The following is a 25,331-nucleotide window of genomic DNA, read 5'->3' on the forward strand; positions in this document are numbered from 1 at the left end:
CCGCTCAATCCACTGTGGACGGACACCGTGGACGGGGCTCATGGGCAGAACTGTTCAGCCAGAGCCCGGTGTCGGCCAGGTCATGGTGACGGTGGTTCCGTTGTCGCCGTGGGTGACCTGGTGGTGCCGGGTCAGGGCGTTGATCAGCAGCAGGCCACGGCCACGCAGCCCGTCGCTGGGCTGCGGCGCTCGCCAGGTGCCGTAGTCGGTGACCACGATGGTGATCGTGCCCTGCGTGCAGCGCGCCGACAGGTCGATCACGCCGTCGGTGCGCCCGACGTAGGCGTGCTCGGCGGCGTTGGCCAGGGCTTCGTACGCGGCGAGGACGAGGTCGGACCGCTGTTCACGGGTCATGCCGAGGTCCTCGGCCCAGCCGCTGAGCGCCTTGCGCACCGCGGCGAGCCGGTTGGCGTCGGCTTCGACGCGGCAGTGCAACTCCTCCGGCGTACTGGTGACGTCCTCCTCGGACCGTTTGGTCGTCACGAGGCGCCGCCATCCTGGTGGTGCACGTGGATGAGCGCGATGTCGTCGTCGTGCTGACCGCCGGTGAGCTGCGCGATGAGCGAATCGCACGCGGCCGCGGTGTCGTCGGCGGTGCGCACGGTCTCGAGCCCGGACAAGAGGTTCCTTATCCCCTCGTCCAGGTCGCGGGTGCGGCTCTCGACGAGCCCGTCGGTGTACAGCACGACGTCCGCGCCCGGCGGGAACGCCGCCTGCCGCTGCGGGAACTCCTCGCCGACGCCCAGCGGCTGCGCCATCGCCTCCCCGATCTGTTCCTGTGTGCCGTCAGTGTGCACCAGCACGGCGGGTAAGTGGCCCGCATTGGCGTAGGTCAAGCAGTCGTCGACCGGGTCGTGCACGGCGTAGAAGCAGGTGACGAAGGTGCCTGTCGCCGAGACGCTGCCGATCAACTGGGACACGTTGCGCAGCAGCGCCGACGGCGCCAGGTCCAGCTGGGCGTACGACCGGATCGCGGTGCGCGCCTGCCCCATCACCGCGGCGGCGGTCACCCCGTGCCCGACCGCGTCGCCGATGACGAACGCGGTGCGACCGCCCGGCAGCGCGATCACGTCGAACCAGTCGCCGCCGACCTTGATCCCGGTCGCGGCCGGCCGGTAGCGGGTGACGATCCGCAGGTGCGGGAGGTCCGGCACGACGGGCAGCATGCTGCGCGCGAGCTCGCTGGCGAGGTTGCGTTCGCGCTCGAAGAGCCGCGCGTTGTCCAGCGCGATCGCCGCGTAGCCCGCGATCCCCTCGGCGAAGAACTGGTGCCGCTCGGTGAACCGGCCGTGTTCGGGGTGGCCGAAGAAGAACCCGCCGAGCACCTCGCCGGACGTCGCGCTGATCGCCGGCACCGCGAGGTAGCTGCGCACGGGGAGGTGGCCTTCGGGCATCCCGTGGTACGGCGCGTTCCGGCCGAACCGGGGGTCGGCGACGATGTCGTCGCTGCGCACCGTGCCGACGCCGTCGAAGGTCGGCGCGAACACGGCGGTGTTGCGTGGCATCGGGAACCGGGAGAACGCCTCGCGGGGCACGCCGGAGAGCGTGTAGAGGGTGTACGACTCGCCGTACTGGTCGATGAGGTTGTAGAAGAAGGCGCCGAACGCCGCACCCGTCGCGGCGGTGGCGGCGTCGGTGGCATCCTGGACCACGCGGTCGATGTCGAGCTGGGCGGTCAGGCGCGCGCCCACCGCGTGCAGCGTGTCGACCAGGCCCGCCTCGGCACGCAATTCGCGCACGGTCTCGGCCAGCGCGCGAGCCTCCGTGCCGACCACCTGATCCCACAGCCGGATCCCGGCGAGCACCGGCGCCAGGAGCGCCGCCCCGTGCGCGGCCAGGTCGGCACCGCCGAGCGCCACGACGCAGAGCACAGCGCCCGCCGCCGTGCACGTGGACAGGACCAGCGCGTGGCCACCGGCGCCGGGCCGCAGCTCGTCACCGTCCACCACCAGCACGTCGTGCCGCACGCCGGTCAACTCGGCCCACCGGGCGGTCACGAGCCGGCCCAGCCGCGCCGGGTCCACGACGCCGGTGCCCGACGGGGTCAGCTCGCCGTCGACTTGTCCGGTGTACACGCACACCTCGTGCGCCAATGCGATGCCGTGCTCGTCGGTGAGCGCGGCCACCAGCGCATCCATGATGGCGGCCGGGGTCTCGGTCGCCATCAGCCGGCGAACGCTTCGGCCAGGGTCGGGTACACGGCGAGTTCGTCGGTCAGCCGGGTCATCTGCAACGGCCGCAGCACCACCCGATCGGCCGCGACGACCCGCATCTGCGTCGGTGCCACCTGGTTCCGGTTCGCCTTCACCAGCACCGCCATCCCGGCGGAGGCCAGGAAGTCCACTTCGGTCAGGTCCAGCACGAGCAGGGCCGGGTGCAGCCGCGCCGCGCGGTCGACGAACTGCTGCAGCCTGGGCGCGAGCGCGAGGTCGAGCGCGCCGGTCACCCGCACCACCACGCGGTCGTCCTGGCGCTCGAGCGCGATCGTCCCGGTCTCGGTCGCGATTTCGGTCTCCCCTGGCTCGGTCGCCCCGGGCTCCTTCGCCACGGTGTCGCTGTCATCGCCCGTCCCTGCGTCCATGCCGGCCACGCTTCCCATAGTGCCTGCCTGACAGGTCGCCAACGACCCGCCGCGCGCTACCACCACCCAGCCGGGTGGGGATCAACGCAACGGCGGCGTGTCGCGGCGGTCATCGGGAAAGCACGCAGGTGTGGACGGGACCGGGTCGGTCGGCGACGCTGGGGCGTGTGACGACGCGCCGTGAGACCGCCGCCGCGATGGTCGAGGCGGCCCGTGCCTGGCTCGACCTGCTGAGCGACGAGCAGCGGGCCATCGGCCAAGGGCCGATGCCTGCCGACGACGCCGGGGACGCCGAGCGGCGGCGGTGGTTCTACACGCCGACCGACCACGGTGGCCTCACGATGCACCAGCAGCGACCGGCCCAGCAGCGGGCCGCGATGCGGCTGGTCGCGACCGGGTTGTCCGAGGCGGGTTACGTCACGGTCACCACCACGATGGGCCTGGAGAACGTCCTCGACCGGACCGAGGGTTTCGTCGCCCGCTTCGACCGGGAGCGCGGCCGGGACCCCGGGTTGTACTACCTGCGGGTGTTCGGCGAGCCCGGCGACGACGGCGCGTGGGGCTGGCGGTTCGGCGGCCACCACGTCTCGCTCAACAACCTCGTCGTCGACGGCGCACTCGTCTCGACCACCCCGTGCTTCATGGGCGCCGACCCAGCCGTCTCGCCGCTGCTCGGCGGGGCCGTGCTCCGGCCGCTCGCGCGGGTCGAGGACCTCGCCCGCGAGCTGGTGCGCTCCCTGCCGGCCGAGCTCGCGCGCCGGGCGGTGCTGCTGGCGAAGGCGCCGTCCGACCTCGTCACCGCCAACCGCACGACGGTGTCCGACGGTGACCGGGTGATCCCGCTGGCCGGCATCTGGCGCGGGCGGTTCCGCGACGACGCCGAGCAGGCCAGGCTGCAGGCCGCGAGCGACGCCATCGACGAGGCGGCCGGGTTCACCGACGGCGACCACCGGGTCGTCGAGTACACCTCGGCGCCGAAGGGCGTGCCCGGCAGCGACCTCGACGCGGGCCAACGGGAGTTGCTGCGCGCCTTGCTGGCGACCTACTTCGACCGGGTGCCGGACAGCGCCTCTCCCCTAACCACCTACGACGACGAAGCGCTCGACGGCGTGCATGTCGCCTGGTGCGGATCGCTCACGCCAGGCGAGCCGCACTACTACCGGGTGCAAGGGCCGCGGCTGCTCGTCGAATGGGACAACACCCAGCGCGACGCCAACCACGCCCACTCCGTGTGGCGCGACCCGCAGGCCGACTTCGGACTGGACGTGCTGGCGCGACACCGGGCGGCGCACCACTGAGCGGGGGAAGATGGGCACCCCATGAACACCTACCGCGTGAACCCCGACGGCGTGGCGCACGCCCGCTCGCTCATCGACGCCAAGCAGTACGTGCTCGCCAGCCGCTGGAGCGACGTGCAGCCGAGTGCCGACCAGCAGAACGACTTCCTCGAACGCCACGACTGGGCCGAATACGGCGCCTGGCACCTGGCGCTGACCGACGGCGCGGCCGAGGACACCAAGGCGCGCTACGCGTTCGTCTTCGGCGACTTCCGCCGGTTGCACCGGATGGGCCTGATCTCGTGCCACTACCGCGCGGCCGAGTGGGGCCACAAGGAAGTCGAGCTGGCCGCGCACGAACTCCTGCAGTACCTCGACAACAGCCGCAGTGGGCCACTGCGCTGACCGCCATAGGGTGGGGTCTGTGGCGAAGAAGTGCGTGGTACTGGACGACTACCAGGGCGTCGCGTTGAGCAGCGCCGACTGGTCGGTGCTGGGTGATGACGTCGAGCTCGTCGTGTTCGATCGGCACCTGGAGGGCGAGGACGCGGTAGCGGACGCCCTCGCCGACGCCGAGATCGTCGTGATCATGCGCGAGCGCACGCCGTTCCCCGCGTCCCTGCTCGCGCGGTTGCCCAAGCTGGAACTGCTGGTGACCAGCGGGATGCGCAACGGGTCGGTCGACCTGGTCGCTGCCCAACGGCAAGGCGTCACGGTGTGCGGCACCGCCAGCACGTCGACCGCGCCAGGCGAGCTGACCTGGGCGTTGATCCTCGGGCTGGCGCGTCACCTGGTCACCGAGAACGCCGGGATGCGCGCGAACGGACCGTGGCAGCGCACCGTCGGCACCGACCTCGCGGGCCGCACGCTCGGGCTGCTGGGCTACGGCAAGATCGGCCAGAAGGTCGCCGCGGTGGGCCGCGGGTTCGACATGGACGTCGTCGCGTGGAGCCCGAACCTCACGGAGGACCGCACCGTGGGCGCCCGCCTCGCCGGCTCGCTGCACGAGCTGGCCGAGGTGAGCGACGTCCTGTCGATCCACCTCGTGCTGGCCGGCTCGACCCGCGGCCTCGTCGGCGCGGACGTGCTCGGCCGGATGAAGCGGTCCGCGTTGCTGATCAACACCTCCCGCGCCGGCGTCGTCGACCAGGACGCCTTGATCGCCGCGCTGCGCGACGAGCGGATCGCCGGCGCCGGGCTCGACGTGTTCGACACCGAGCCGCTGCCCGCCGACCACCCGTTCCGGACGCTGCCGAACGTGCTGGCCACCCCGCACCTCGGCTACGTCACCCGCGGCAACTACACGACGTACTTCGGCCAGATCGTCGAAGACATCGCCGCTTTCCTTGCCGGGCAACCGATCCGGACGCTATAGGCCGAACACGTGGCGGGCGAAGCGCTCGCCGATGAGCCGGTGCGCCTCGGTGTCCGGGTGCAAGCCGTCCGGCAGCGCGTGGTCGGCCTCGCCGTAGAGCTCGATGCCGCTCAGGTAGCGCAGGTTCTCGTCGTCCGCGCGGTTCGCGGCCACCGATTCCAGCGCCTCGCGCACCACCCGCAAGGTCAGCCGCCCAAGGCGCGTGTCGCCGGGATCGCCGGTGGCCGTGAACCGGACCTCCCCCGCTGCGATGGCGTCGGTGTCGATCGCGCCCGGGCCGGGAGTGTCCTCGTGGATCGCGCAGAAGATGGGCGACAGCAACAGGATCGGCGTGTCCGGGTGCCCGTCGCGGATCGTGTCGAGGAAGCCGTGCACCGCCGGCACGAAGGTGCGCAGGCGCATCGCGTCGAGGTTCACCACGTTGATGCCGAACTTCAGGCTGATGAGGTCGGCCGGCGCGTCGCGGATCACCCGGGCGACGAACGGATCGACCATCGCGCTGCCGCCGAAGCCGAGGTTGTGCAGCTCGACCCCGCCGCGCCGGGCGGCGATCGCGGCCCAGGTGCGCGCCGGTGAGCTCGCGTTCGAGCCCTGGCTGATCGAGCTGCCGTGGTGCACCCACCGGCGCCCGCGTGGCCCGGTGGGCTCGACCGGCTCGTCGGTGCGCAGCTCGACCAGCTCGACGGATTCGTTGTGCGGCAACCAGAGTTCGACACGCTTGAGCCCGCCGGGCAGGTCGGCGAACGTGACCGACCGGGTGGCGGCGGGGTGGAACTCGGTCGCGCCCGCCACCGGGTCGAGCTCGATCAGGTCGCCACCGTCGAGCTCCGCGCTCGCCACGAGCTCGCCGTCGAGCACGAGGTCGACGGCACCCCGTGGCCGGTGCGCACCCCGGTAGCCCATGCGTGTCGCGTGCAACGCGAGCACGAGCTCGCGTGCCCCGGTCGTCATGGTCAGCCGGACCCCGGCGGGCCGGCTTTCGGCGGCAAGTAGTTGCGGGTCCGGGAACCGGTCGCGAACCCAGGCAGGCAGCCGGTGCGGCCGCACGCCACGGGCGGTCTGTTCCAGCTCGGCGCCGCCGTGCACGAGCGGCATCGTGATCGGAGTGGTGATCGGCGTGGTGATCACGACGCGGGCCAGGACCGGAGCGTGGCGTCGAGGACGGCGACCATCTTGTCCCACGAGACCTCGGGCTCGGGTTGGCTGTGGTCGAAGCTGCCGATCCGTTCCAGGGCGAGGAAACCGTTGATGGCGCTGCCCAGCAGCCGGATCGCGTGCACGTGGTCGGCCTCGGGCACCGGGTAACCCCGCAGCACCGCGCCGGTCAGCTCGACCAGCTCGCGGGCGCCGGGTGAGCGCACCGCCGCCGCCCCCGCGCGCCGCTGCAAGGCCTGCCAGCGCCCGGGCGACTCGCGCGCGTACGCCCGGTGCGCCGCGGCGAAGGCCTCGAGCGCGGCGCCGCCCGCGCGCCCGGCGATCGCCGCCGAGACGCGCCCGGCCAGCTCGGTGAGCGCGAGGGCGGTGATGCCGTCCAGCACCGCGTCGTGGTCGCGGACGTGGGTGTACAGGCTGGGTGTCTGCACGCCCAGGCGCCGGGCCAGCGCCGACAGCGTGACCGCGGCCAGGCCGTCGTCATCGGCGAGCGCGGCCGCGGCAGCGATCACGGCGTCGGGGGTGAGGCGAGTTCGGACCATGCCGTCGAGCCTACACCCATTAGGATTCTTCCTATGGAGTTTTGGATCCGCCCAGGTGAGCACTCATGGCCGTGAAGCGGTTCAGGTCGTCGAAGCGGAGGTCGATGGTGAGCGAGTCCGGGCCGGTGATCCTCGTGACGTCGCCCGAATGCATGACCTCGAGGCCGTCGCGACGCCGGCCATAGGCGTGCACGCCCCGCCGTTGGTCGCCGAAGCGCAGCTCCGTGAGGCCTTGTTGCAGGACGCGGCTGACCCGCGGGCCCTCAGGCGCGGGCAGGCTGAGTTCGGGGTGGCGCAGCAGCAGGCCGATCCGGGTGCCCGCATCGCCGACCGGGCCCTGGTAGCCGGTGTACCAGCCGGTCGCGGCCTTGGCCGCCTCCATCATGTACGACGCGACGACCGCGGGCTCGGTCGGCGAGCCGGGCAGCGACGCGAACGGCACCTCCGGTTCGGCCAGCTCGGCGACGCCGTGCTTCTCGCCGAATTCACGGGCCCGCAACGCGACCGCCAGCACGTCGGGCCGGTAGGTGCCCGGATTCGCCCACGACCACAGCCACGACTGCGGGCCGGGCGCGGCGGTGCCCAGCAGCTGGACGTCGCCGGTGGTCAGCGTCCGCTCGTCACCGATCAGGTCGAACCGCGGCTCGTCGAGGTCCAACGACCACGCGGCGAGGCCCACGACGTCCATCATCCGCAGCTGGTGCTCGAACGACAGCAGGGCGGCGTCGTCCATCAAGTCCGTGAAGGTAACCACGAGCGCGACCGTAGCGAACCGGTTCGCCCCGTGATGTCGGATTCGGGATGTCCGATCCGGAATTCCCGCGGTCCGAAGTGGAGCAAGCTCGTCACTTGACGAGGATCGCGCGGGTGTAGAGCAGGTCGAAGCCTTGGCGCTGGACGTTCTGGTGCGACTTCGACCCGGGCTGCGTGGTGACCACGGCGAGCTCGCACCCGGCGGCGGCCGCGGCGGCCAGTCGCGCGGCGAGCAGAGCGGTCTGCACGCCGTGGCGGCGGTGGCGCGGCGCGGTCGCGGCGCCGGTCAGCTGCGCGATGGTCCCCGACACCCGGAAACTCGCGACACCCGCCAGCGTGCCGTCGCGCAGCGCCGAGTACCGGCGGATGCCCGTGGCCACCATGTCCCGGGTCGAGTTTTCCACGACCTCGTAAGGGAATTCCTCGTGTGAGGGCACGCCTTCGGTGTCCGGGTGGGCGACCGCGTCGGCGTCCAGGGCGAGCCACTGCGCCAGCTCGTCGTCACCACTCGACCGCACTTCGATGCCCGGTGGCATGGCTGCCGCACCAGCCTCGGACAGGGCCCGCCCGAGCACGTTCTCGAACGACACCAGCCGGTAACCACGCCCGGTCAGCAACTCACCGATCGCGGGATCCCCCAAGGCGGCCAGTTCGACCTGGACGGGACAGCCGTGGGCCTGGAAGGCCGCCTCGACCTCGGCCAGCTCGGCATCGGCCGGCACCCCGGCGAACCCGAGCCCGGCCACCTTGTTGAACGGCGAGTCCGTGTCCGCGAACGTGGCGACGCCCCCGGCGAGCGGCATCGCGAACCCCTCGGCACGACCGCGCGCGGCCGCAGTGCACTGCGTCATGAAGTCGGCCTCGGCCCGCTCGATCCGCGCGGCCAGCGCCTGGTCGCAGAACAGCGGCCGTCTCTCGGTGCCCATGACCGACGACGGTAGGCATCGACGTCATCCGCGGCATCCGAATAACGGTGATCTGGAAGGATTGCTTGATGGACAAGGCAAACCTTCCGCGGAACACGACCCACGACTGGGCGAGCGGGGTGGACGTCGGCCACCTCGAGCGCATCCGGCAGGATCCCGCGTCGTTCGCTCCCGGTGGGGTGGGGCACCTGGTCCTCGAAGTTCTTGCCTACGCGGCCGAGGAGGCGCAGGACAACGGCGGCGGACGCTGCTCGATCACCCTGCACGCCGACGGGTCCGTCGCGGTGTCGGACGACGGGCGGGGTACTGCCACCGTGCTCGACAGCGCCGGCGAGCCGCTGAAGAAGCCGGTGATGGTGTCGAAGGACCTCCGGTTCTTCGACGCACCGGACGCGCCGGTGCTGGCCGATGGCCACCCACGCCGCGGCATGTCGGTCGTCGCCGCCTCGAGCGACTGGCTGGTGCACACCAACCGGCGCGCCAACGGTTCCTGGACCCAACGCTACGAGAACGCCCTGCCGGTGACCGGGCTGATCCCGCTCGCCGCCACCGAGACCGACGAGACCGCCGAGATCGGCGGGACGAGCGGGATCACTGGAACCACCGTCCACTTCCGCCCGACCGCGGTCGTGCGCGAACTGGGCGAGGCGGACGCCGACGACGTGGCGCGGTGGGCGGCTTCGTCACCGCACCTGTCGGTCGAGGTGACGGACCTACGCTGAGTGCCACCCGCGGCACCCGGTCGTCAGCGGTGGACCTGCCAGTCGTCGTTGGGGTGGACGACGGTGCGCGTCAGCCCCGGGCAGAGGAAGTTGTTGGACGACGAGTTGGAGAGCACCGACGTGTTGCCCGTGCCGGCCGCCGTCCACGCGCCGTTCAGCCTGATCCGGTAGCTGCTGCTCTCGATCACCCTGCTGCCCAGCGCGGTGCAGTACTGCGCCGTCGTGTCGCCGCTGGCGTAGATCTCGAAGATGTTCCAGCTGCGGCCGTCGCGCGACTGGTCGGTGCCGGACTGGGTGTAGAACGTGTCCCACTGGCCGGTGCGATAGTTGAACAGCCAGGCGGTCCAGGTGTTGCGGCTCGCGTCGGTCTGCTCGACCCGGCCGTGGTAGGAGTCGTGGCCGTTGACCGACGTCACGTAGTTCGCCCGGAAGGTGCCGTCGATGGTCACCGACCGGGCCACGTTCACGCTGACGCACCAGTCCCAGGCCCACACCTGCCGCACGCCCCCGGTGTAGGTGGTCACCAGCTCGACGCACGAGCCCGGCGCCTTCATCGTCGGCGCGTACAGGGTGTCGCCCGAGACCGACAGGTCACTGTAGACGGACTGGACGGCGTCCTGACCGGTCACGGCGGCGCCGCTGGTGTAGGTCCCCCAGTCGTCGTGGATGCTGGCCTTGATCGCCGGTGCCCGGTGCGAGCGGAGCTCCCGGAAGCGATCGGCCGCCGCCGTCGCGGTCGTGCCGGGTTTGGCTCCGACGACCTCGGAGTGGGTGGCCTGCTGCGCCGAAGCCGCGGTCACCGGGATGGTCAGGCCGGCCGCGATCGACAGCGCCACGAGTAAAGAACGCATGGATGGTCTCCAAAAGGGTTGCTACGCAAGGGAAAGGTCAGGCGGTGACGAGCGTCAGGCCGTACCGCTGCAGGATCTCGTTGACCGGCTGGAACCACGTCTGACCGCCGGTCGTGCAGTTGCCGTTGGTGCCGGACGTGACGCCCTGCGCCTGGTCGCCGGAGATGAAAGAGCCACCGGAGTCACCCGGTTCCGCGCACACCGACGTGCGGGTCAGCTCGTACACCGAGCCCTGCGCGTAGTTGACGGTCTCGTTCAGCGCCTCGACCACACCGCAGTGCCAGTGCGTGGTCGAGCCCGAGCGGCAGATCGACGTGCCGGGCGGGGCGACGTTCGAACCACGCACGAGCTGGTCGCTGGTGGTGCCCCAGCCGAGCACGACCGGCGTGGTCCACCAGCCGTTGCCGATGCTGACGTAGGAGTAGTCGTTGCCCGGGAAGGAGGAATCGACGAACGAGCCCATCGCCGAGCCGTCCCAGCCGGTCACCGTGCTGCCCGCGCTGCCGCAGTGCCCCGCGCTGACGAACCCGCCCTGCACCGAGAACCCGATCGAGCAGCGGACGTTGCCGTTGATGTAGTACGGGTCGCCGCCGACCGTGCCCGCCGAGGCGGTCACCGGGCGGGGCGCGGACTCCACCCGCACCGGGATGCCGGATGCCTTGGCGCGCTTGACGAACGCGAGCGCGGCGGCGTCGGATCGGTTGATCGAGACGACCAGGTGGCCGGTCTTCGGATCGGTCCGCCAGCTGGTCACCGAGGCCGGCGCGGTGGACCGGTCGAGCGCCGCCTTCGCGCCGTCCAGCTCGGCCGCGCTCACCGGTACGAGCACGGTGTCGCTGCCGGTGTTCCGCACCGCGGCACCCACGGCGGGATCGGTCACGCCGACGACCAGCTTGCCGCGCGTGGGATCGAACCAGGCCCCGCCGTACGCGGCGCCGGCCGCGTGCTGTGCGGCGGGCAGCACGTCGGTCGCCTGGTGCTCCTGGGCCAGCCGGAGCGAAGCCTGCTCGGTGGTGAGGCCGAGGTCGTGCTGCATGGCGGCGAGCAGGCCAGGTGAAGCCTGCGCCGCAACCGTTGGGACGAAAGCCAAGGACATCAAGGTCGCCGTCGCGAGCGCGACCACCGCTAAGGAAGTTCTCCGGCGCATGTGGGTGACACCTCCGCAGTCAGACGGTTATTCACCCACCGTGTTGGAGAGCGGAGACCCAGATCCAGCCTTGCGGCCGGGCTTGCCCTTTTGTCTGCCCCGCGTGCCCCGCCAACCACCCAGCGTGCCCGGCTCACCCGATGCGGCCGGCCCGGCGATGCGATACTCCGGTCCGTGCGTACCCGCGGTGAGCAGGCCTCGTGATCCGGATCGTCCTCGTCGACGACGAGCCGATGGTGCTCGCGCACCTGCGCACGGTGCTGACCTCCGCCGACGACATCGAGGTCGTCGCGACCGCGCAGGATGGCGCCGAGGCGATCGAGGCGGCCATGCGGTTCCGGCCCGACGTGATGCTGATGGACCTGCGGATGCCCGAGGTGGACGGGCTGACCGCGATCGAGCGGATCGCCAAGCTGCCGACCGCGCCCGCGCTGGTCGCGCTCACCACGTTCGACACCGACAGCCATGTGCTGCGGGCCCTGCGCGCGGGCGCGTCGGGCTTCCTGCTCAAGACGACACCACCCGAGGACCTCATCGGCCTGGTCCGCGTCGCCGCGGACGGCCACACGGTGCTGTCGAAAGACGCCGCACGGCGGGTCGTGACCGCGTCGGCGGGCGAACACCAGCGCACCGAGCAGGCCCGGGCGCGGGTCGACGAACTCACCGAGCGCGAGCTGGACTTGTTGCGCTGCCTCGGCGAAGGCATGTCCAACGCCGGCGTCGCCGCGAAGCTGCACCTCTCCGAGGCGACGGTGAAGAGCTACGTGTCGCGGATGCTCACCAAACTCGGCTGCGACAACCGCACCCAGGCGGGTTTGCTGGCGCACGAAGCCGGGCTGATGGGCTGAGCGATGCCCGCCCTCACCCACGATCGCCCCACCCGCAGGCAGCTGGCCACCCAGGTCAGCGTCGCGCTGGTGTTCTGCCTGCTCGACGTCGCGATCTGCCTGAACAGCCAGCCCACCACCGGCTGGGCCGGCCCGCGCGCCGACCTGGTGATCCAGCTGGCGGTCGACGCGTCGCTCGTGCTGGCCGGCCGGTTCCCGCGCGCGGTGGCCGGGCTGGTCGTGCTCGCCGGGCTGCTGACGCTGTACTCCGACACCTTCGCGCCGGGGCTCTTCGCACCGGTCGAACCGGCCAGCCCGCTGACCCTGCCGCGCGCGGCGCCGGTGGTGATCATCTTCCTGGTTCAGCGCGAATCGCCGCGGATCGCGTTCTCGTTGACCGGCTTGCTCGCGGTGATCGGCAGCCGGCCGTGGGCGCCCAGCTGGACGGTGACGCCGGTCGGGTTGCTCAGCACGATCGGCCCCGCCGTGCTGGTGCTGTACCTCAACGCGCGCAAGGAATTGCTGCGCTCGCTGCGGGATCGCGCCGAGCGGGCCGAACGTGAGCAGCACCTCATGGCCGAGCGCGCGCGGTTCGAGGAACGCCGACGGCTGGCCGCGGAGATGCACGACGTGCTCACCCACGGGCTGAGCCTGATGGTGTTGCAGGCCGACGCGATGGGCGTGACGTCGACCGATCCCGCGGTGCGCAAGGCCGCCGCGGACATCCGGTCGGCGGGCGCGGGCGCGCTCGACGAGCTGCGCGACCTGGTCGGCGTGCTCAACAGCGATCCCGCCGAGGCCGACGAGCGCCGTCGCGAGCCCGTCGTGGCGGACCAGGCGCCCGACCCGGCCGAACCGGCACGCGAGTCCACGGCAGCCGGCATCCCGGTCGACCTTGAGGTGACCGGCGAGCGGTCGGTGATGTCGCCGACCATCGCCCGCACGGTGCACCGGATCGTGCAGGAGGCGTTGACGAACACCCGCAAGCACGCGCCGGGGGCCGAGGTGCTCGTCCGGTTGCGCTACGGGTCCGACGCGATCTCGGTGCTGGTGCGGAACTCGGCGCCGGCCCGCCCGCCGGACGCGGTGCTGGCGGGCAGCGGGTCCGGGCTCGGCCTGACCAGCCTGGGCCACCGCGTCGACCTGGTCGGCGGCACGCTGACCACGGGACCGACCGCGGATGGCGGTTTCGAGGTCGCGGCGGAGCTGCCGACCTACGTGCCGACCAACGAGAACCGCGTCAGGAGATAAAGAACCGACGGCGGCCTTCGGGTGTGGTCTTGCGGGCGGCGACCCCGCGGATGAAGAAGGCGACGCCGACGAGCGCGGTCACGATGCCGCCGACCACGCCGAGGGGGTGGTCGGTGTTCACGATGATGATGGCGGCGCCGGCCACCAGCAGGACGAGTGCCACGAGCATCGAGACACCGGGGCGGCCCTTGTCGGCCATGTCGGTCTCCTTTGGACGGATCGGATTCGGTTCTCCGCAGTCAATATGACGTCCTGCGCCGCGCACAGCCGGCAAAGGTTGTCACCCGATCCGCTGAAGACAACTTTTGTTGTGGACGGTGACCACCAAGTCCGGTAGCGGGTGGGCGGGCGTTCGGCTTGCATGGAACCGTGATCAAGGCGCAAGACCTCACCAAGAGATACGGCACCACGACGGCCGTCGACGGGTTGTCCTTCGACCTCAAACCCGGCGTGGTCACCGGTTTCCTCGGGCCCAACGGCGCGGGCAAGTCCACGACGATGCGGATGATCCTCGGCCTGGACCGGCCGACCAGCGGGTCGGTGACCGTCGGCGGCAAGTCCTATCAGGACCTTCCCGCGCCGCTGCGGGAGGTCGGCGCGTTGCTCGACGCGAAGGCCGTGCACGGCGCGCGCACCGCATACCGGCACCTGCAGTGGGTCGCGCAGGCTGGCGGCATCCCGCGCCGCCGGGTCGGCGAGGTGCTCGACCTGGCCGGCCTGGGCGGCGTGGCGGACCGCAAGGTCGGCTCGTTCTCCCTCGGCATGTACCAGCGCCTGGGCATTGCCACCGCCCTGCTGGGCGACCCACCGGTGCTGTTGTTCGACGAGCCGGTGAACGGGCTCGACCCGGAGGGCATCTTCTGGATCCGCACGCTGATGCGGGACCTGGCCGCCGAAGGCCGGACGGTGTTCGTCTCCAGCCACCTGATGAACGAGATGCAGGAGACCGCCGAGCACGTGGTCGTCATCGGCCGCGGCGAGCTGATCGCGGACATGCCGATCACCGAGTTCATGCAACGCGACTCGCTCAGCCACGTGCGGGTGGTGTCGCCGCGCGCCGACGAGCTGGCGCGGGTGCTCGCGGGCGTCGGCGGCGAGGTCACCCGCGGCGCCGACGGGGCGCTCGCGGTCACCGGGCTGGACGCGCCGAAGATCGGCGACCTCGCCCTCGAACACGGGCTCGGCGTGCACGAGCTGACCCCGGTGCGAGCCAGCCTCGAGGCCGCATTCATGGACCGCACGCGGGCGAGCGTGCAGTACCGCCCGACTGCCGAGGGGGACCAGTGACCACGTTGGTCGGGAACACCTTGCCCGCGGAGTGGACGAAGCTCCGCTCGGTTCGCTCCACGTGGGTGGTGATCATCGCCGCGCTGGTGGTGAGCGTCGGCTTCTCCGTGCTGTTCAGCTTCCTGACCGAGGCGAACTACGCGGGCTTGCCCGCCGACCAGCGCACCGGCTTCGACGCGGCGGGCACCAGCATGGTCGGGATGAACCTCGGCTTGATCATCGTCGCGGTGCTGGGCGCGCTCGCGACGTCGTCGGAGTACGCGACGGGCATGATCCGACTGACCCTGTCGATCACTCCGGGCCGCGGGCGTGTCCTCGCGGCGAAGGCGATCGTCGTCGCAGCGCTGGGATTCGTGCTGGGCACGGTGTTCGCGACGCTCGCGTTCCTGATCGGCCAGGCGGTGCTGGGCATCAACCCGGCGGTGCCGACGCTCGGCCTGACCGGGCCGGGGGTGCTGCGCAGCCTGCTGGGCTGGGGCGTGGAGATGGCGGCGTTCGGCCTGCTGGCCCTGGCGTTCGCGGTGATGATGCGCAGCGCCGCCGGTGCGATCGCGACCACGATCGGGCTGATCTTCGTACCGGCGATCCTCGGTGCGTTCCTGCCGCCGTGGGCGCAAAGCCACGTGCTCGCCTACTTCCCGGCGTCGGCGGCCGAGCAGCTGAGCACCGCCCAGCTCGACCCGGCCGCGGCGACGTACCTGGGCCCGCTCACAGGGGCGGGCACCCTCGTGACCTGGGTCGCCGTGGCCCTGGTGGTGGCGCTTTCCCTGATGGGCAAACGCGACTCGGGCTGATCCGCGTGGGGCCCGGTCCTCCTGGGGGTGGGCCGGGCCCCTCACGGCACCACGATGATTTTGCCGGTGGCTTCGTCGTCCTCCATGTAGCGGTGGGCGGCGACGATGTCGTCCAGGGCGAACACGCGGTCCAGGTTGGGGCGATAGGTACCCGTCTCGACCGCGTCGACGATGCGCTGCAGGACCGCCGTCGCGCCCTTGAGGTCGTCGCTGTGGAAGGCAGTCAGCTTCGTTCCCGACGGGATCGCGGCAATCGGCTCGAAGCCGGCGATGGTCCAGCCACTGAGCGAGCCGGCCACGCACACCGTCCCGCCGCGCCGGACCAGGCGCAGCGAATCCACCGTCGTGCGGGCGCCGACGAGGTCCAGGACGTAGTCAGGGGTGCACGGCAACGGCACCCCATCGTCGAGGGCGGGATCGTCGATCAGGACGTGGTCGACGCCGGCCGCGCGCAACCCGTCGGCCTTGTCCGGGCGGCGGGTCGTGGCCGTGACCTCGAGGCCGTGGCCGGCGGCGATCGACGCGGCGGCGAGACCGACCGAGGACGTCCCGCCGCGGATCAGCAGCCGTCCACCCGGCTCGATGCCCACCGCGTCCAGGGCACCCAGCGCGTCCAGGGCACCCTGCGCGGTCAGGTACGTCTCGGGCAGCGCGGCCAGCACCTCCCACGGCAACGTGGTCGTCACCGGCATCAGCAACGCGTCCGGGATCAAGGCGTACTCGGCGTAGCCGCCGTCGAAGGCGCGGCCCAGCTCCCCCATCACCGCCGCGACGGTCGTCCCGGGCGCCAACTCGCCCGACGCCACAACGGTTCCCACGCACTCGATCCCCAGCACGCGCGGGAAGACCACGGCGGGGGAATGACCTTGCCGGGTTCGCAGCTCCGACCGGTTCAAACCCGCGCCCCTGACCCGCACCAGGCTCCAGCCCGCACGCTCGCCGGGAACGGGGATCTCCCGCAGCTCCAGCACTTCCGGTCCGCCGGCCCGCACGCAGACCGCCGCTCGCATCGTCTTGCTCATGCGTCCACTGTGACCGGACACCCGGCTGGCCGGCCACCGCTAGAATGCCAACCGATGCCTATTGGCCGCCAAGCTCCGATCTCCCGCGTGTGGCCGTCCGGCGGTGCGCACCTGTGGCCGCCGGGCGGGACGAGCGACCTCCACTCCCACCGCCGGGGCCACCTCGTCTACGCCGCGTGCGGTGTCCTTTCCCTGCACACCGACCGCGGTACGTCGATCGTGCCCGCCAACCGGGTGGCCTGGATCCCGGCCGGCTTCGCCCACCACCACCGCGCCCACGGCCACACCGACATGCGGATCGAGTTTCTGCCACCGGCGCTGGCCCGGCTGGTCCCCGATCACCCCGCCGTGTTCGTCGCCTCCGACCTCGCCCGGGAGGTCCTGCTGACCCTGAGCGGGCCGCGCACGCACGACCGCGCCGCACGCGCGCGGCTGCGCCGCGTCCTGGTCGACGAACTCCAGGAGGCCCGCGAGCAGCCGCTGCACCTGCCCGAACCCCGCGACGACCGGTTGCGGGCCATCGCGCGCGTGCTGCACGCCGACCCGGCGGACAACACGCCGCTGGCCCAGCTCGGCCGCACGACCGGGGCCAGTGCCCGCACGCTCAGCCGGCTCCTGCACGACGAACTGGGCATGACCTTCTACCAGTGGCGCACCCAGTTGCGCATCCACCACGCGCTGGTGCTGCTGGCCGAGGGCCACGACACCGCGCACGTCGCCCACGCGTGCGGCTGGTCGAACCCCAGCGGCTTCATCGCGGCGTTCACCGACATCATCGGAACCACGCCCGGGCGCCACCGCGCGGGCGATCGGCGGTAGCGTGCCTTGTGGATCTCCAACGACACGGGCGACATCAGCGACACGGGGACGGCAGCGCGGGTGACGCCGACTACGGACGCATCGGCGGCAGCTATTCCCGCTACCGGCGCCCGGATCCGCGCATCGCGCGGGTCGTGCACGACGCGCTGGGTGATGCCCGCACGGTGCTGAACGTCGGCGCCGGCGCGGGTTCCTACGAATCGGCGGACCGCGACGTCACCCCGGTCGAGCCGTCGGCACGGATGCGGGCCCAGCGCCCACCGGGCCTGGCACCGGCCATCGACGCCACCGCGGAGCGTCTTCCCTTCCCGGACAACAGCTTCGACGCGGCGATGACGACGTTCAGCGTCCACCAGTGGACGGAGCTCGACGCGGGCCTGGCCGAACTGCGCCGGGTCACCCGCGGGCCGATCGCCGTGCTCACCGCCGATCCGCTCCTGCTGCGCCGCTTCTGGCTCGACGAGTACTGCCCCGAGGTGCTCGACGCCGAGGCCCGCCGCTACCCCACCGTCGAGCACCTGACCGCGGCACTGGGAGATCACACGACCGTCCACCCGGTCCCCATCCCCCTGGACTGCGTCGACGGGTTCAACGAGGCCTACTACGGCCGGCCCGAGGCCCTGCTCGACCCGGCCGCCCGGCTGTCGTGCTCAGCCTGGAGCTTCGTCGAGCCGCAGGCCGTGGCCCGCTTCACCACGACGCTGGGCCGCGACCTCGCCGACGGCACCTGGGACACCCGCCACGGCCACCTGCGCACCCAGCCGACCTTCGACGGCTCGCTGGTCCTCGTCGTCGGCCGGAGCCGCTGAGGCCGGCCACTGGCGCACCGAACGGCATGTGGGCCGACACCAGGCGTGGAGCCCGGACAAGTAGTCGTCACCCGGCGCCAGACGGCGGCTCTCCCCCACGGCACAGGGTCACCAAACCCGCAGCCATCCACGCAGCTTCGACGGATCAGTGATTCTTGTCGTCGGCCGGAGCCGCTGCGGCCAGCCGCCGGCCGGTCTCGAAGAACGCCACGATCGCCGCCACGTCGGCGAAGGCATGCAGGGGCTTCGCCGCACCGAACGGCATGTTCCAGAACTCGCCGGTGCGCGGCGTGTGCGGGCCGACGTAGGCATACGGCTCCGGCAGTTGGTCGTCGCCCGGCGCCAGGCCGTAGTTGACGTCGCCGACCGTGATGCCGACGTCGAAGTGCTCCGGCCACAGGACCGGCCGCTCCTCCGGGGCAAACCGGCGCAGGGCCTCGTCGCCAGCCACGAACGCGGCGACGAGCGCGCGGACCGCGGCCGGGTCGAGGCTGATCACGTCGGCGGGCCGGGCGTTCGAGCCGTCGGGGTACAGGTCCTGCGGCCGGCCCGCGACCACGCCCAGGCCGTCGGCGACGTCCGCATAGGACAGTCCGGCCACCGCCACCCGCCGGTCACCGTGCACGACCGCAACGCCGTCGAAGCGCAGGTCGGGCTCGGCCGTGGTGGCGAAGCCGTCGGCGGTGACCCGCAAGGCGATCTCCGTGCTGGCCCGGTACTGCGGCCCGGCCAGCAGCAGCTCGGCGATCCCGTGCAGCGAGCGCCGCGTCGCGTCAGATGCGGTCATGTCACGGTGCGGGGCGCGCCGACGCTCAGCAATTGACACCCGGGTAGTAGTAGTCCTGGCGGATGTTCACGCCGCCACCGGGCACGGGGCCGTTCCACAGGTCGAGTTCGAAGTGGATGCAGCCGTTGTCGGTCATGCGCACGGGCCCGGCCATGTAGTAGAAGTTGCCCTTGTCGACCTTGGGACTGACGCCGGACTTGTACATCCACAGCTCCATGTACGTGAGCTTGCCGTAGTACCCGTTCTGCTTGACGCTCACGACGCAGATCTGCCCGTTGCCGCGGTAGGCGCGCGTGATGGCGATGATGTTGCCGTTCGCGGGGTTCGTCGTGTTCATGCTCGCGACCTGGCTGCCCACGCACGTGTCCGCGGCGGCGGGGGTCGCGGTGAGCACCGTCGCGCTGAGCGCGACCAGTCCCGCGACGACCGCGGTCGTACCGAATCTCCTACCGAACATGGCGAATCCTTTCGAAGGACTGCCCCGACGGCCGGACAGTACGCTCGGGCCGGGTCCGCCACCATGCACCAAACGGCCGATTCGCCGAGCACTGCCCGCGACGCCGTTCCAGTGCGCGGGGCACCGGAACGGCGTCGAGGAGTGGCTACCGGGGAGCGGCTACTTCTGCCAGCCCACGGTCTCCGGCAGCGGTGTGGCGAAGATGGTCGCGCCGATGTTGGCCAGGCCCTGCGAGACGCCGTAGATCGACGGACCGCTGTAGAGCGGGATGAACCCGTAGAGCGCGAGCCCCTTGCGCTCGATCTCGTTGGCCTTCTCGATCTGCTTGGCCGGGTCGGCGATGTTGGCGGCGTCCTTGATCTCCTGGTCCAGCTCCGGCGTGCCGACACCAGTGAGGTTCTCGTTGCTGGTGCTGCCGTAGAAGCCGTCGAGGTACCGCGCGCCGAACGGGTCCAGCGAGCGGTTGCCCGCCAGGAACAGGTCGAACTTGCGGCCGCTGACCACCGAGTCGAACTCCTGCTCCGAGGTCGGACGGGCGGTCACCTTGATGCCGATCGGCGCGAGCTGCTTGGCCACGGCACCGGCCGTCGCCTTGTCCAGCGGGTCGTCACCGGTGAAGGTGTACCCGAGCTCCAGGCGCTGGCCGTCCTTCTCCCGCACACCGTCGGCACCGGGCTTCCACCCGGCCGCGTCGAGCTCCTTCTTCGCGGTCTCCGGGTCGAACTTGATCACCTCGGAGACGTTGTCGTGGTAGCCCTTCTGGAACGAGTAGTAGAGCGCCGAGCCGGGCAGCGGCTCCTTGTAGTCCAGGCCCTGCAACCAGATCGACGCGATCTGGGGGCGATCGATGGACTCCAGCAGCGCCTTGCGCACGGCCGGGTCCTTGAGCAGCGGCGCCTTCGAGTTGAGGAACAGGAAGTACTCGAAGGGGCTGCCGCCCTTGCGGACCTGGGTCCCACGCACGCCGGAGATCTGCTTGAACTGGTCCGCGGTGCCCGTGGACGCGTAGTCCAGCTCACCGTTGCGGAAGGCGTTGATCGCGGCCTGGGGGTCCAGGCCGACGATGATCCGCTTGTCCAGCTTGCCTCGCTTGCCCCACCACTTGGGGTTGCGTTCGAAGGTCGCGTCACCGGTCTTCGCGTCGTACTGGGTCACGACGTACGGGCCGGCGCCCCACTGCGGCTGGACCTTGCTCAGGTACGCGGTGTTGAACGTCTTCGCGTCCGCCGCCGCCTTCGGGTGCATGAACGTCAGCCACTGCGCCGTCCACCACGGGTTCACACCCTTGTACTCGATCACGGCCTGCTTGTCGCTCGTGCCCGCGTGCACCGAGGTGATCTTCGCGTACGGGATGGTGTCGCTGGCGTAGTAGTCCTTGTCGGACCCGTTGTCGGCCTTCCAGGTCGCTTCGAGCGCCCGGTAGTCGATCGGGGTGCCGTCGTTGAAGACCGCCTTCGGGTTGAGGTCGATGGTCACCTTCTGGTTGCCGCCGACGACCTCGACCTTGACGTTCGAGTAGTAGTCCGGGTTGTACTGGACCTCACCGGTCGGCGAGTACGTGATCGCGTCGGCGTTGTACCAGAACCAGAACCGCGCGGCGGAGAGGTTCGCGTCGGCGTGGAAGGTGTTGCCCTGCTCGATGACCGAGCCGGGCACCCGCAGCGTGCCGCCGTCCTTGACGTTGTCGTACGGCTGGGGGTTGTAGTCGACCGCGGCCGGTGCTGCGGCGGGTGGTGGTCCCGAAGCGGCGGAGCCGGGTTTGTCCGCGCAGGCCGCGAGGGTGATCGCCAACGCGGCGGCGAGGGTGCCCGCCGCGAGCCGGCGCGGCCCGGGGTGGATCTTCATGGTCGTCCTTCCTTCCCTGACGCCGCACGCGTCAAGTCACTTGGCGGATTCACCGCGTGGCAGGCCACGTCGACTCCGCTGACCTCGCTGACCCCGCTGACCTCGTCGGGGTCCCTCAGCGCCGGGCGTTGGGTCCGGCACCGGTTCTGGAGTTCTTCGGACAACGTGGGCCGCAACTGGCACCGGTCGGCGAACACGCACCCGGCGGGCAACGCCGCCGCGCTGGGTTGCTCGCCCGAGAGCACGATCCGACGGCGCGCGCGTTCCCGCTCGGGGTCGGGAATGGGCACGGCGGACAGCAAAGCCTGCGTGTACGGGTGCCGCGGCGCGGCGAACAACTGCTCCGCCGGCCCGGTCTCGATGACGTGCCCGAGGTACATCACCGCGATCCGGTCGGCGATGTGGCGCACCACGGCCAGGTCGTGCGCCACCACCAGCAGCACCAGCCCGAGCTCGTTCTTGAGGTGGGCCAGCAGGTTCAGCACGCTCGCCTGCACCGAGACGTCCAAAGCGGACACCGGCTCGTCCAGGGCCAGCAGCCGCGGCTTGGTCGCGAGCCCGCGGGCGATGGCCAGGCGCTGGCGCTGCCCGCCGGAGAACGCGGCCGGGAACCGGTCCAGGCTGTCCGGCGGCAACCCGACGAGGTCGAGCAGCTCCGTCACCCGTGTGCGGATCGCGGCCGCCTCGAACCCGGCGGCGCGCATCGGCTCGGCCAGCAGGTCGAACACCGGCAGCCGGGGGTCGAGCGCGGCCTGCGGATCCTGCATGACGAGCTGGACCGCCCGCCGCAGCTCGGTCGCGATCTCGCGCGCGGGCGTCGTGGCCAGGTCGCGGCCGAGCACCTCCACCGTGCCGGTCTCCGGCGGGCGCAACCGCAGGATCTCCAGCAGAGTCGTGGTCTTGCCGCTGCCGGACTCCCCCACCAGGCAGAACGTCTCGCCCGGCCCGATCTCGAAGCTGACGTCGCTGACGGCGTGCAGGGTGCCCACCTGGCGGCGCGCGATCGTTCCCTTGGTGATCGGGAACGTCTTGCCGAGTCCGCGCACCCGCAGCACGGGTTCGGCGTCCACTGCCCGCGCCGGGGCGGCGAGCGCGCCCTCGAACACCTCGTCGGGGCGCTGACCGACCACGTCCTCGGCTCGGATGCAGGCGACCGTGTGCTCGTCCTCGATCGGAATCAGCTCCGGTTCGGCCGCGCGGCACGCGTCCACGACCAGCGGGCACCGCGGCGCGAACGGGCAGCCCGGCGGCCGGTCCAATGGGGACGGTGGTTCGCCGTCGATCGGCACCAGCGGACGGCGGTGGGTGGCGTGTGGGTCGGGCACCGAGCCGATCAACCCCAGCGTGTACGGCATCGCGGGCGCGCGGTACAGCCGTTTGACCGGCGCCCGCTCGACGATGCGGCCCGCGTACATCACGGCGACGTCGTCGGCGTGCCCCGCGACCACGCCGAGGTCGTGGGTGATGAGCAGCACCCCGGCGCCGGTCTCGGCCTTGGCCACCTCGAGCACGTCGAGGATCTGCGCCTGCACGGTGACGTCCAGCGCGGTGGTCGGCTCGTCGGCGATGATCAGGTCCGGGTCGTTGGCGATCGCGAGCGCGATCACCACGCGCTGGCGCATGCCGCCGGAGAACTGGTGCGGGAACTCCTGCGCGCGCGTCGCCGGGTCCGCGATGCCGACCAGGTCGAGCAGCTCCACCGCCCGGGTCCACGCCTGCTTCTTCGACAGGTCCGTGTGCACGCGCACCGCATCGGCGAGCTGGCGCCCGATGGACAGGATCGGGGTCAGGGCGGAGAGCGGGTCCTGGAACACCACGCCGATCCGCTTGCCCCGCACGCCCGACCACTGCCGGTCGCTCAGCCCGAGCAGCTCGCGGCCGTCCAAGGAGACCTCGCCGGTGATCTTGGCGTTCGGCGGCAGCAGGCCGACCGCGGCCATCGCGGTGGCCGACTTGCCCGAACCCGACTCGCCGACCAACGCGAGCGTGCGGCCGCGGTGGATGTCGAAGCTGACGCCGCGCACCGCTTCCACCGGCCCGCGTTCGGACGGGAAGGTGACGTGCAGGTCGCGCACGGACAACAACGCGCCGGTCATCCGCGGCCCCCGGCCGTCGAGGTCGGGTCGAGCGCGTCACGCAGGCCGTCACCGATCAACGTCATCGAGACGGTCAGCAGCACCAGCAACGCCGCGGGCGAGGCGAACAGCCACGGGGCGCTGCTGATGGTGCCCGCGCCGTCGGCGAGCAGCGATCCCAGGGACACGTCCGGGGTCTTGACGCCGAAACCGAGGAAGCTCAACGAGGTCTCGCTCAGCACCGTCGTGACCACGCCGAGGGTGAAGTTCACGATCAGCAGCGCGCCGAGGTGCGGAATGATGTGCCGGACGACGATCCGCCAGCTGGACACGCCCATCAGCTCGGCCGCCAGCACGTAATCCCGTTCCCGCAACGAGGTCGACACCGACCACACCACGCGCGCGGTGAACATCCAGCCGAACAACGTGAGCACGACGATCAGCACCCGCCAGTCGCCCGCCACCTGGTTGGAGACCAGCGCGAGGATCAGGAACGAGGGCACCACGAGCAGGAAGTGGATGACCATCAACGTCATCCGTTCGACCCGGCCACCCAGGTACGCGGCCCCGGCGCCGACGACGACCGCGATCAGCAACGTCAGCACGGACACGCTCAGCGCGATCACCAGCGAGCGCTGCAACCCGTGCACGGTCTGGGCCAGCATGTCGTTGCCGCCCTGGTTGGTGCCGAGCGGGTGCAGCCGGCTCGGCTCCTGGGTCAGGGCCAGGAAGTCCTGATCGGACCAGCTCCACGGCGTGAACACGGTGCCGATCGCGGCATAGCCGATCAGCAGCACCAGGATCACCACCCCGACCAGGGCGCCACGGTTGCGGGCGAACCGGCGCAGGTACAGCCGGGAGCGCCCGAGCCGCAACGAAGGCGCGCCAACGGCGCCACCGAGGACATCACCACCGACGTCGGTCATCAGCTCACCCGCACTCTCGGATCCAGGGCCACGGTGGCGATGTCGGCGAGGATCGCCCCGATCGCGGTCATGACCGCGCCGAAGGCGGCCACCGCGACGGCGCCGTGCACGTCGTTCTTGTTGATGGTCTGGATGAAGTAGCGCCCCATGCCTTCCCAGCCGAACACGGTCTCGGTGATGATCGCGCCGGTCAGCACCGCCGGGATGGTGAACGCGATCGAGGTCGCGGTCGGGATGAGCGAGGCACGCAACGCGTGGCGGCGGATGGCCTGCGCCCGGGTCAGTCCGGTCGCGCGGGCGGTCCGGACGTAGTCGGCGTTGAGCGCGTCGAGCAGCAGCGCCCGTTGCGTGAGGTGCCAGCTGACGTAGCCGGTCAGGGTCAGGTTGACCGTGGGCAGGATGAGGTGGTTGAGCCGGTCGAGGACGTTGGGCCAGAAGCCGTCGACGCCGCCCGCGGTGTTCGCGCCGGCCACGTGCAGGAACGTGAACCCGAGGTGCTGGTTCAACGAGATCGCCACCAGCACCAGCCCGAGGGCGCTGACCACGGTCGGCACGTTGTAGAGCACCACCGACAGGGTCTGCGTCACCCGATCGACCGCTCCGTATTGGCGGCTCGCCGTGTAGACGCCCAACGCGACGCCGAGCACCACGGACAGCACGACCCCGACGAGGATCAGCTGCCCGCTGACCAGGATCCGGTGCGGCAGTTCGGAGTTCACCGGCACGCCGGTCGGCGAGTGGCCCCAGTCGAAGCGGGTCACCACGTCGGTCAGCCAGTGCCACCACCGCGACAGCACCGACGTGCGGGGGTCGAGGCCGTAGGGCGCGAGCGCGTTGCTGATCTGCTCGTCGGTCCGCACCGGCCGCAGATCGCGGTAGTTGGACCGGGGGTCGAGGAACCAGCTGGCCAGGAAGTACGTCGCGTTGGTCGCCACGATGATCATCACGAGCCAGCCGACGGCCTTGCGCACGACGTACCGGAACACTGGCCCCCCTTCGCACCACTCGTCGCCTGCGGTCGAATCAGTATCACCAACCCCGCCGCTACTTTGTCGCGTCCTAACAGGTGGTACGCGGCGGCCGTTCGGCGAACCGGATTAGACCAT

Annotated in this window: 27 protein-coding genes; 10 read left to right on the forward strand and 17 right to left on the reverse strand. The window is 71.3% G+C overall.

Going from position 1 to position 25,331, the window contains the following annotated elements:
* Positions 1–54: 54 nt before the first annotated feature.
* From EV186_RS10070 to EV186_RS10080, 3 genes are read right to left on the reverse strand one after another with little or no spacing between them, the layout of a single operon-like run.
* Positions 55–483, reverse strand: coding sequence for an ATP-binding protein (locus EV186_RS10070; protein WP_166659101.1), 429 nt, complete (start codon positions 481–483; stop codon positions 55–57).
* Positions 480–2,165 carry a PP2C family protein-serine/threonine phosphatase gene (locus EV186_RS10075; protein ID WP_243753951.1) on the reverse strand — a complete coding sequence of 562 codons (1,686 nt, stop codon included), beginning with the start codon at positions 2,163–2,165 and terminating at the stop codon, positions 480–482. Before EV186_RS10075 ends, EV186_RS10070 begins: the two co-directional genes overlap by 4 nt.
* A complete protein-coding gene (locus tag EV186_RS10080; RefSeq protein ID WP_133848975.1) occupies positions 2,165–2,581 on the reverse strand; it encodes an STAS domain-containing protein in 417 nt (138 codons plus the stop codon). Before EV186_RS10080 ends, EV186_RS10075 begins: the two co-directional genes overlap by 1 nt.
* A 167-nt stretch (positions 2,582–2,748) precedes the next feature.
* Here EV186_RS10080 and EV186_RS10085 point away from each other — a divergent pair, with 167 nt between their 5' ends.
* Genes EV186_RS10085 through EV186_RS10095 form a run of 3 tightly spaced genes read left to right on the forward strand, consistent with a single transcriptional unit; the run spans position 2,749 to position 5,233 of the window.
* Positions 2,749–3,879, forward strand: a complete 1,131-nt coding sequence (locus tag EV186_RS10085; protein ID WP_243753952.1) for a DUF3500 domain-containing protein — start codon at positions 2,749–2,751, stop codon at positions 3,877–3,879.
* A 21-nt stretch (positions 3,880–3,900) separates the two neighbouring features.
* Entirely contained in the window at positions 3,901–4,263 is a 363-nt protein-coding gene (locus EV186_RS10090; RefSeq protein WP_133848976.1) for a hypothetical protein, read from the forward strand.
* 19 nt (positions 4,264–4,282) lie between these two features.
* Positions 4,283–5,233: a D-2-hydroxyacid dehydrogenase family protein gene (locus EV186_RS10095; RefSeq protein ID WP_133848977.1), complete on the forward strand. Its 951-nt coding sequence runs from the start codon at positions 4,283–4,285 to the stop codon at positions 5,231–5,233.
* On the opposite strand, the gene EV186_RS10100 is transcribed toward EV186_RS10095, so the two are convergent.
* From EV186_RS10100 to EV186_RS10115, 4 genes are all read right to left on the reverse strand, one after another.
* Entirely contained in the window at positions 5,228–6,328 is a 1,101-nt protein-coding gene (locus tag EV186_RS10100) for an SGNH/GDSL hydrolase family protein (protein WP_133850167.1), read from the reverse strand. The genes EV186_RS10095 and EV186_RS10100 overlap by 6 nt on opposite strands.
* Positions 6,329–6,357: 29 nt before the next feature.
* Complete coding sequence (locus tag EV186_RS10105) at positions 6,358–6,927, reverse strand: TetR/AcrR family transcriptional regulator (RefSeq protein WP_133848978.1); 570 nt, start codon at positions 6,925–6,927, stop codon at positions 6,358–6,360.
* A gap of 31 nt (positions 6,928–6,958) precedes the next feature.
* The gene (locus EV186_RS10110; protein WP_133848979.1) at positions 6,959–7,681 is read right to left on the reverse strand and encodes a DUF6882 domain-containing protein; all 723 of its coding nucleotides are present in this window, start codon (positions 7,679–7,681) and stop codon (positions 6,959–6,961) included.
* Positions 7,682–7,772: 91 nt separating this feature from the next.
* The gene (locus EV186_RS10115; RefSeq protein WP_133848980.1) at positions 7,773–8,606 is read right to left on the reverse strand and encodes a GNAT family N-acetyltransferase; all 834 of its coding nucleotides are present in this window, start codon (positions 8,604–8,606) and stop codon (positions 7,773–7,775) included.
* 68 nt (positions 8,607–8,674) lie between these two features.
* Between EV186_RS10115 and EV186_RS10120 the strand changes: the two genes are divergently transcribed.
* Positions 8,675–9,328, forward strand: a complete 654-nt coding sequence (locus EV186_RS10120) for an ATP-binding protein (protein WP_133848981.1) — start codon at positions 8,675–8,677, stop codon at positions 9,326–9,328.
* A 23-nt stretch (positions 9,329–9,351) separates the two neighbouring features.
* On the opposite strand, the gene EV186_RS10125 is transcribed toward EV186_RS10120, so the two are convergent.
* Positions 9,352–10,179 carry a carbohydrate-binding protein gene (locus tag EV186_RS10125; RefSeq protein ID WP_133848982.1) on the reverse strand — a complete coding sequence of 276 codons (828 nt, stop codon included), beginning with the start codon at positions 10,177–10,179 and terminating at the stop codon, positions 9,352–9,354.
* Positions 10,180–10,216: 37 nt separating this feature from the next.
* Complete coding sequence (locus EV186_RS10130) at positions 10,217–11,326, reverse strand: S1 family peptidase (protein WP_133848983.1); 1,110 nt, start codon at positions 11,324–11,326, stop codon at positions 10,217–10,219.
* Between the two features lie 200 nt (positions 11,327–11,526).
* On the opposite strand from EV186_RS10130, the gene EV186_RS10135 reads away from it, so the two are divergent.
* A complete protein-coding gene (locus EV186_RS10135; protein WP_133848984.1) occupies positions 11,527–12,174 on the forward strand; it encodes a response regulator in 648 nt (215 codons plus the stop codon).
* A gap of 3 nt (positions 12,175–12,177) precedes the next feature.
* Positions 12,178–13,404 carry a sensor histidine kinase gene (locus EV186_RS10140; protein ID WP_133848985.1) on the forward strand — a complete coding sequence of 409 codons (1,227 nt, stop codon included), beginning with the start codon at positions 12,178–12,180 and terminating at the stop codon, positions 13,402–13,404.
* Here the strand turns inward: EV186_RS10140 and EV186_RS10145 are convergent.
* Entirely contained in the window at positions 13,394–13,603 is a 210-nt protein-coding gene (locus tag EV186_RS10145) for a hypothetical protein (RefSeq protein WP_133848986.1), read from the reverse strand. The two genes, EV186_RS10140 and EV186_RS10145, sit on opposite strands and share 11 nt — an antisense overlap.
* Before the next feature lie 170 nt (positions 13,604–13,773).
* Here EV186_RS10145 and EV186_RS10150 point away from each other — a divergent pair, with 170 nt between their 5' ends.
* Positions 13,774–14,691 carry an ABC transporter ATP-binding protein gene (locus EV186_RS10150; RefSeq protein WP_133848987.1) on the forward strand — a complete coding sequence of 306 codons (918 nt, stop codon included), beginning with the start codon at positions 13,774–13,776 and terminating at the stop codon, positions 14,689–14,691.
* The gene (locus EV186_RS10155) at positions 14,688–15,485 is read left to right on the forward strand and encodes an ABC transporter permease (protein WP_133848988.1); all 798 of its coding nucleotides are present in this window, start codon (positions 14,688–14,690) and stop codon (positions 15,483–15,485) included. The genes EV186_RS10150 and EV186_RS10155 overlap by 4 nt, the downstream gene beginning before the upstream one ends.
* Before the next feature lie 41 nt (positions 15,486–15,526).
* Here the strand turns inward: EV186_RS10155 and EV186_RS10160 are convergent, their stop codons facing one another.
* Complete coding sequence (locus EV186_RS10160; RefSeq protein WP_133848989.1) at positions 15,527–16,507, reverse strand: zinc-binding dehydrogenase; 981 nt, start codon at positions 16,505–16,507, stop codon at positions 15,527–15,529.
* Between the two features lie 54 nt (positions 16,508–16,561).
* Here EV186_RS10160 and EV186_RS10165 point away from each other — a divergent pair, with 54 nt between their 5' ends.
* Positions 16,562–17,326, forward strand: coding sequence for an AraC family transcriptional regulator (locus EV186_RS10165; protein ID WP_133848990.1), 765 nt, complete (start codon positions 16,562–16,564; stop codon positions 17,324–17,326).
* An 8-nt stretch (positions 17,327–17,334) separates the two neighbouring features.
* Positions 17,335–18,135 carry a class I SAM-dependent methyltransferase gene (locus tag EV186_RS10170; RefSeq protein ID WP_133848991.1) on the forward strand — a complete coding sequence of 267 codons (801 nt, stop codon included), beginning with the start codon at positions 17,335–17,337 and terminating at the stop codon, positions 18,133–18,135.
* A gap of 145 nt (positions 18,136–18,280) precedes the next feature.
* Here EV186_RS10170 and EV186_RS10175 read toward each other — a convergent pair whose 3' ends face one another.
* The 6 genes from EV186_RS10175 to EV186_RS10200 form a co-directional block, all read right to left on the reverse strand.
* Entirely contained in the window at positions 18,281–18,922 is a 642-nt protein-coding gene (locus tag EV186_RS10175; protein WP_133848992.1) for a hypothetical protein, read from the reverse strand.
* Positions 18,923–18,947: 25 nt separating this feature from the next.
* Positions 18,948–19,379, reverse strand: coding sequence for a hypothetical protein (locus tag EV186_RS10180; protein WP_133848993.1), 432 nt, complete (start codon positions 19,377–19,379; stop codon positions 18,948–18,950).
* 159 nt (positions 19,380–19,538) lie between these two features.
* Complete coding sequence (locus EV186_RS10185; protein ID WP_133848994.1) at positions 19,539–21,224, reverse strand: ABC transporter family substrate-binding protein; 1,686 nt, start codon at positions 21,222–21,224, stop codon at positions 19,539–19,541.
* Positions 21,221–23,320 carry a dipeptide ABC transporter ATP-binding protein gene (locus tag EV186_RS10190; protein WP_133848995.1) on the reverse strand — a complete coding sequence of 700 codons (2,100 nt, stop codon included), beginning with the start codon at positions 23,318–23,320 and terminating at the stop codon, positions 21,221–21,223. The genes EV186_RS10185 and EV186_RS10190 overlap by 4 nt, the downstream gene beginning before the upstream one ends.
* Positions 23,317–24,225: an ABC transporter permease gene (locus EV186_RS10195; RefSeq protein WP_133848996.1), complete on the reverse strand. Its 909-nt coding sequence runs from the start codon at positions 24,223–24,225 to the stop codon at positions 23,317–23,319. Before EV186_RS10195 ends, EV186_RS10190 begins: the two co-directional genes overlap by 4 nt.
* Positions 24,225–25,211, reverse strand: a complete 987-nt coding sequence (locus tag EV186_RS10200) for an ABC transporter permease (RefSeq protein ID WP_133848997.1) — start codon at positions 25,209–25,211, stop codon at positions 24,225–24,227. Before EV186_RS10200 ends, EV186_RS10195 begins: the two co-directional genes overlap by 1 nt.
* Positions 25,212–25,331 lie beyond the last annotated feature (120 nt).

This window comes from Labedaea rhizosphaerae (assembly GCF_004362825.1).
Classification (GTDB): Bacteria; Actinomycetota; Actinomycetes; order Mycobacteriales; family Pseudonocardiaceae; genus Labedaea; species Labedaea rhizosphaerae.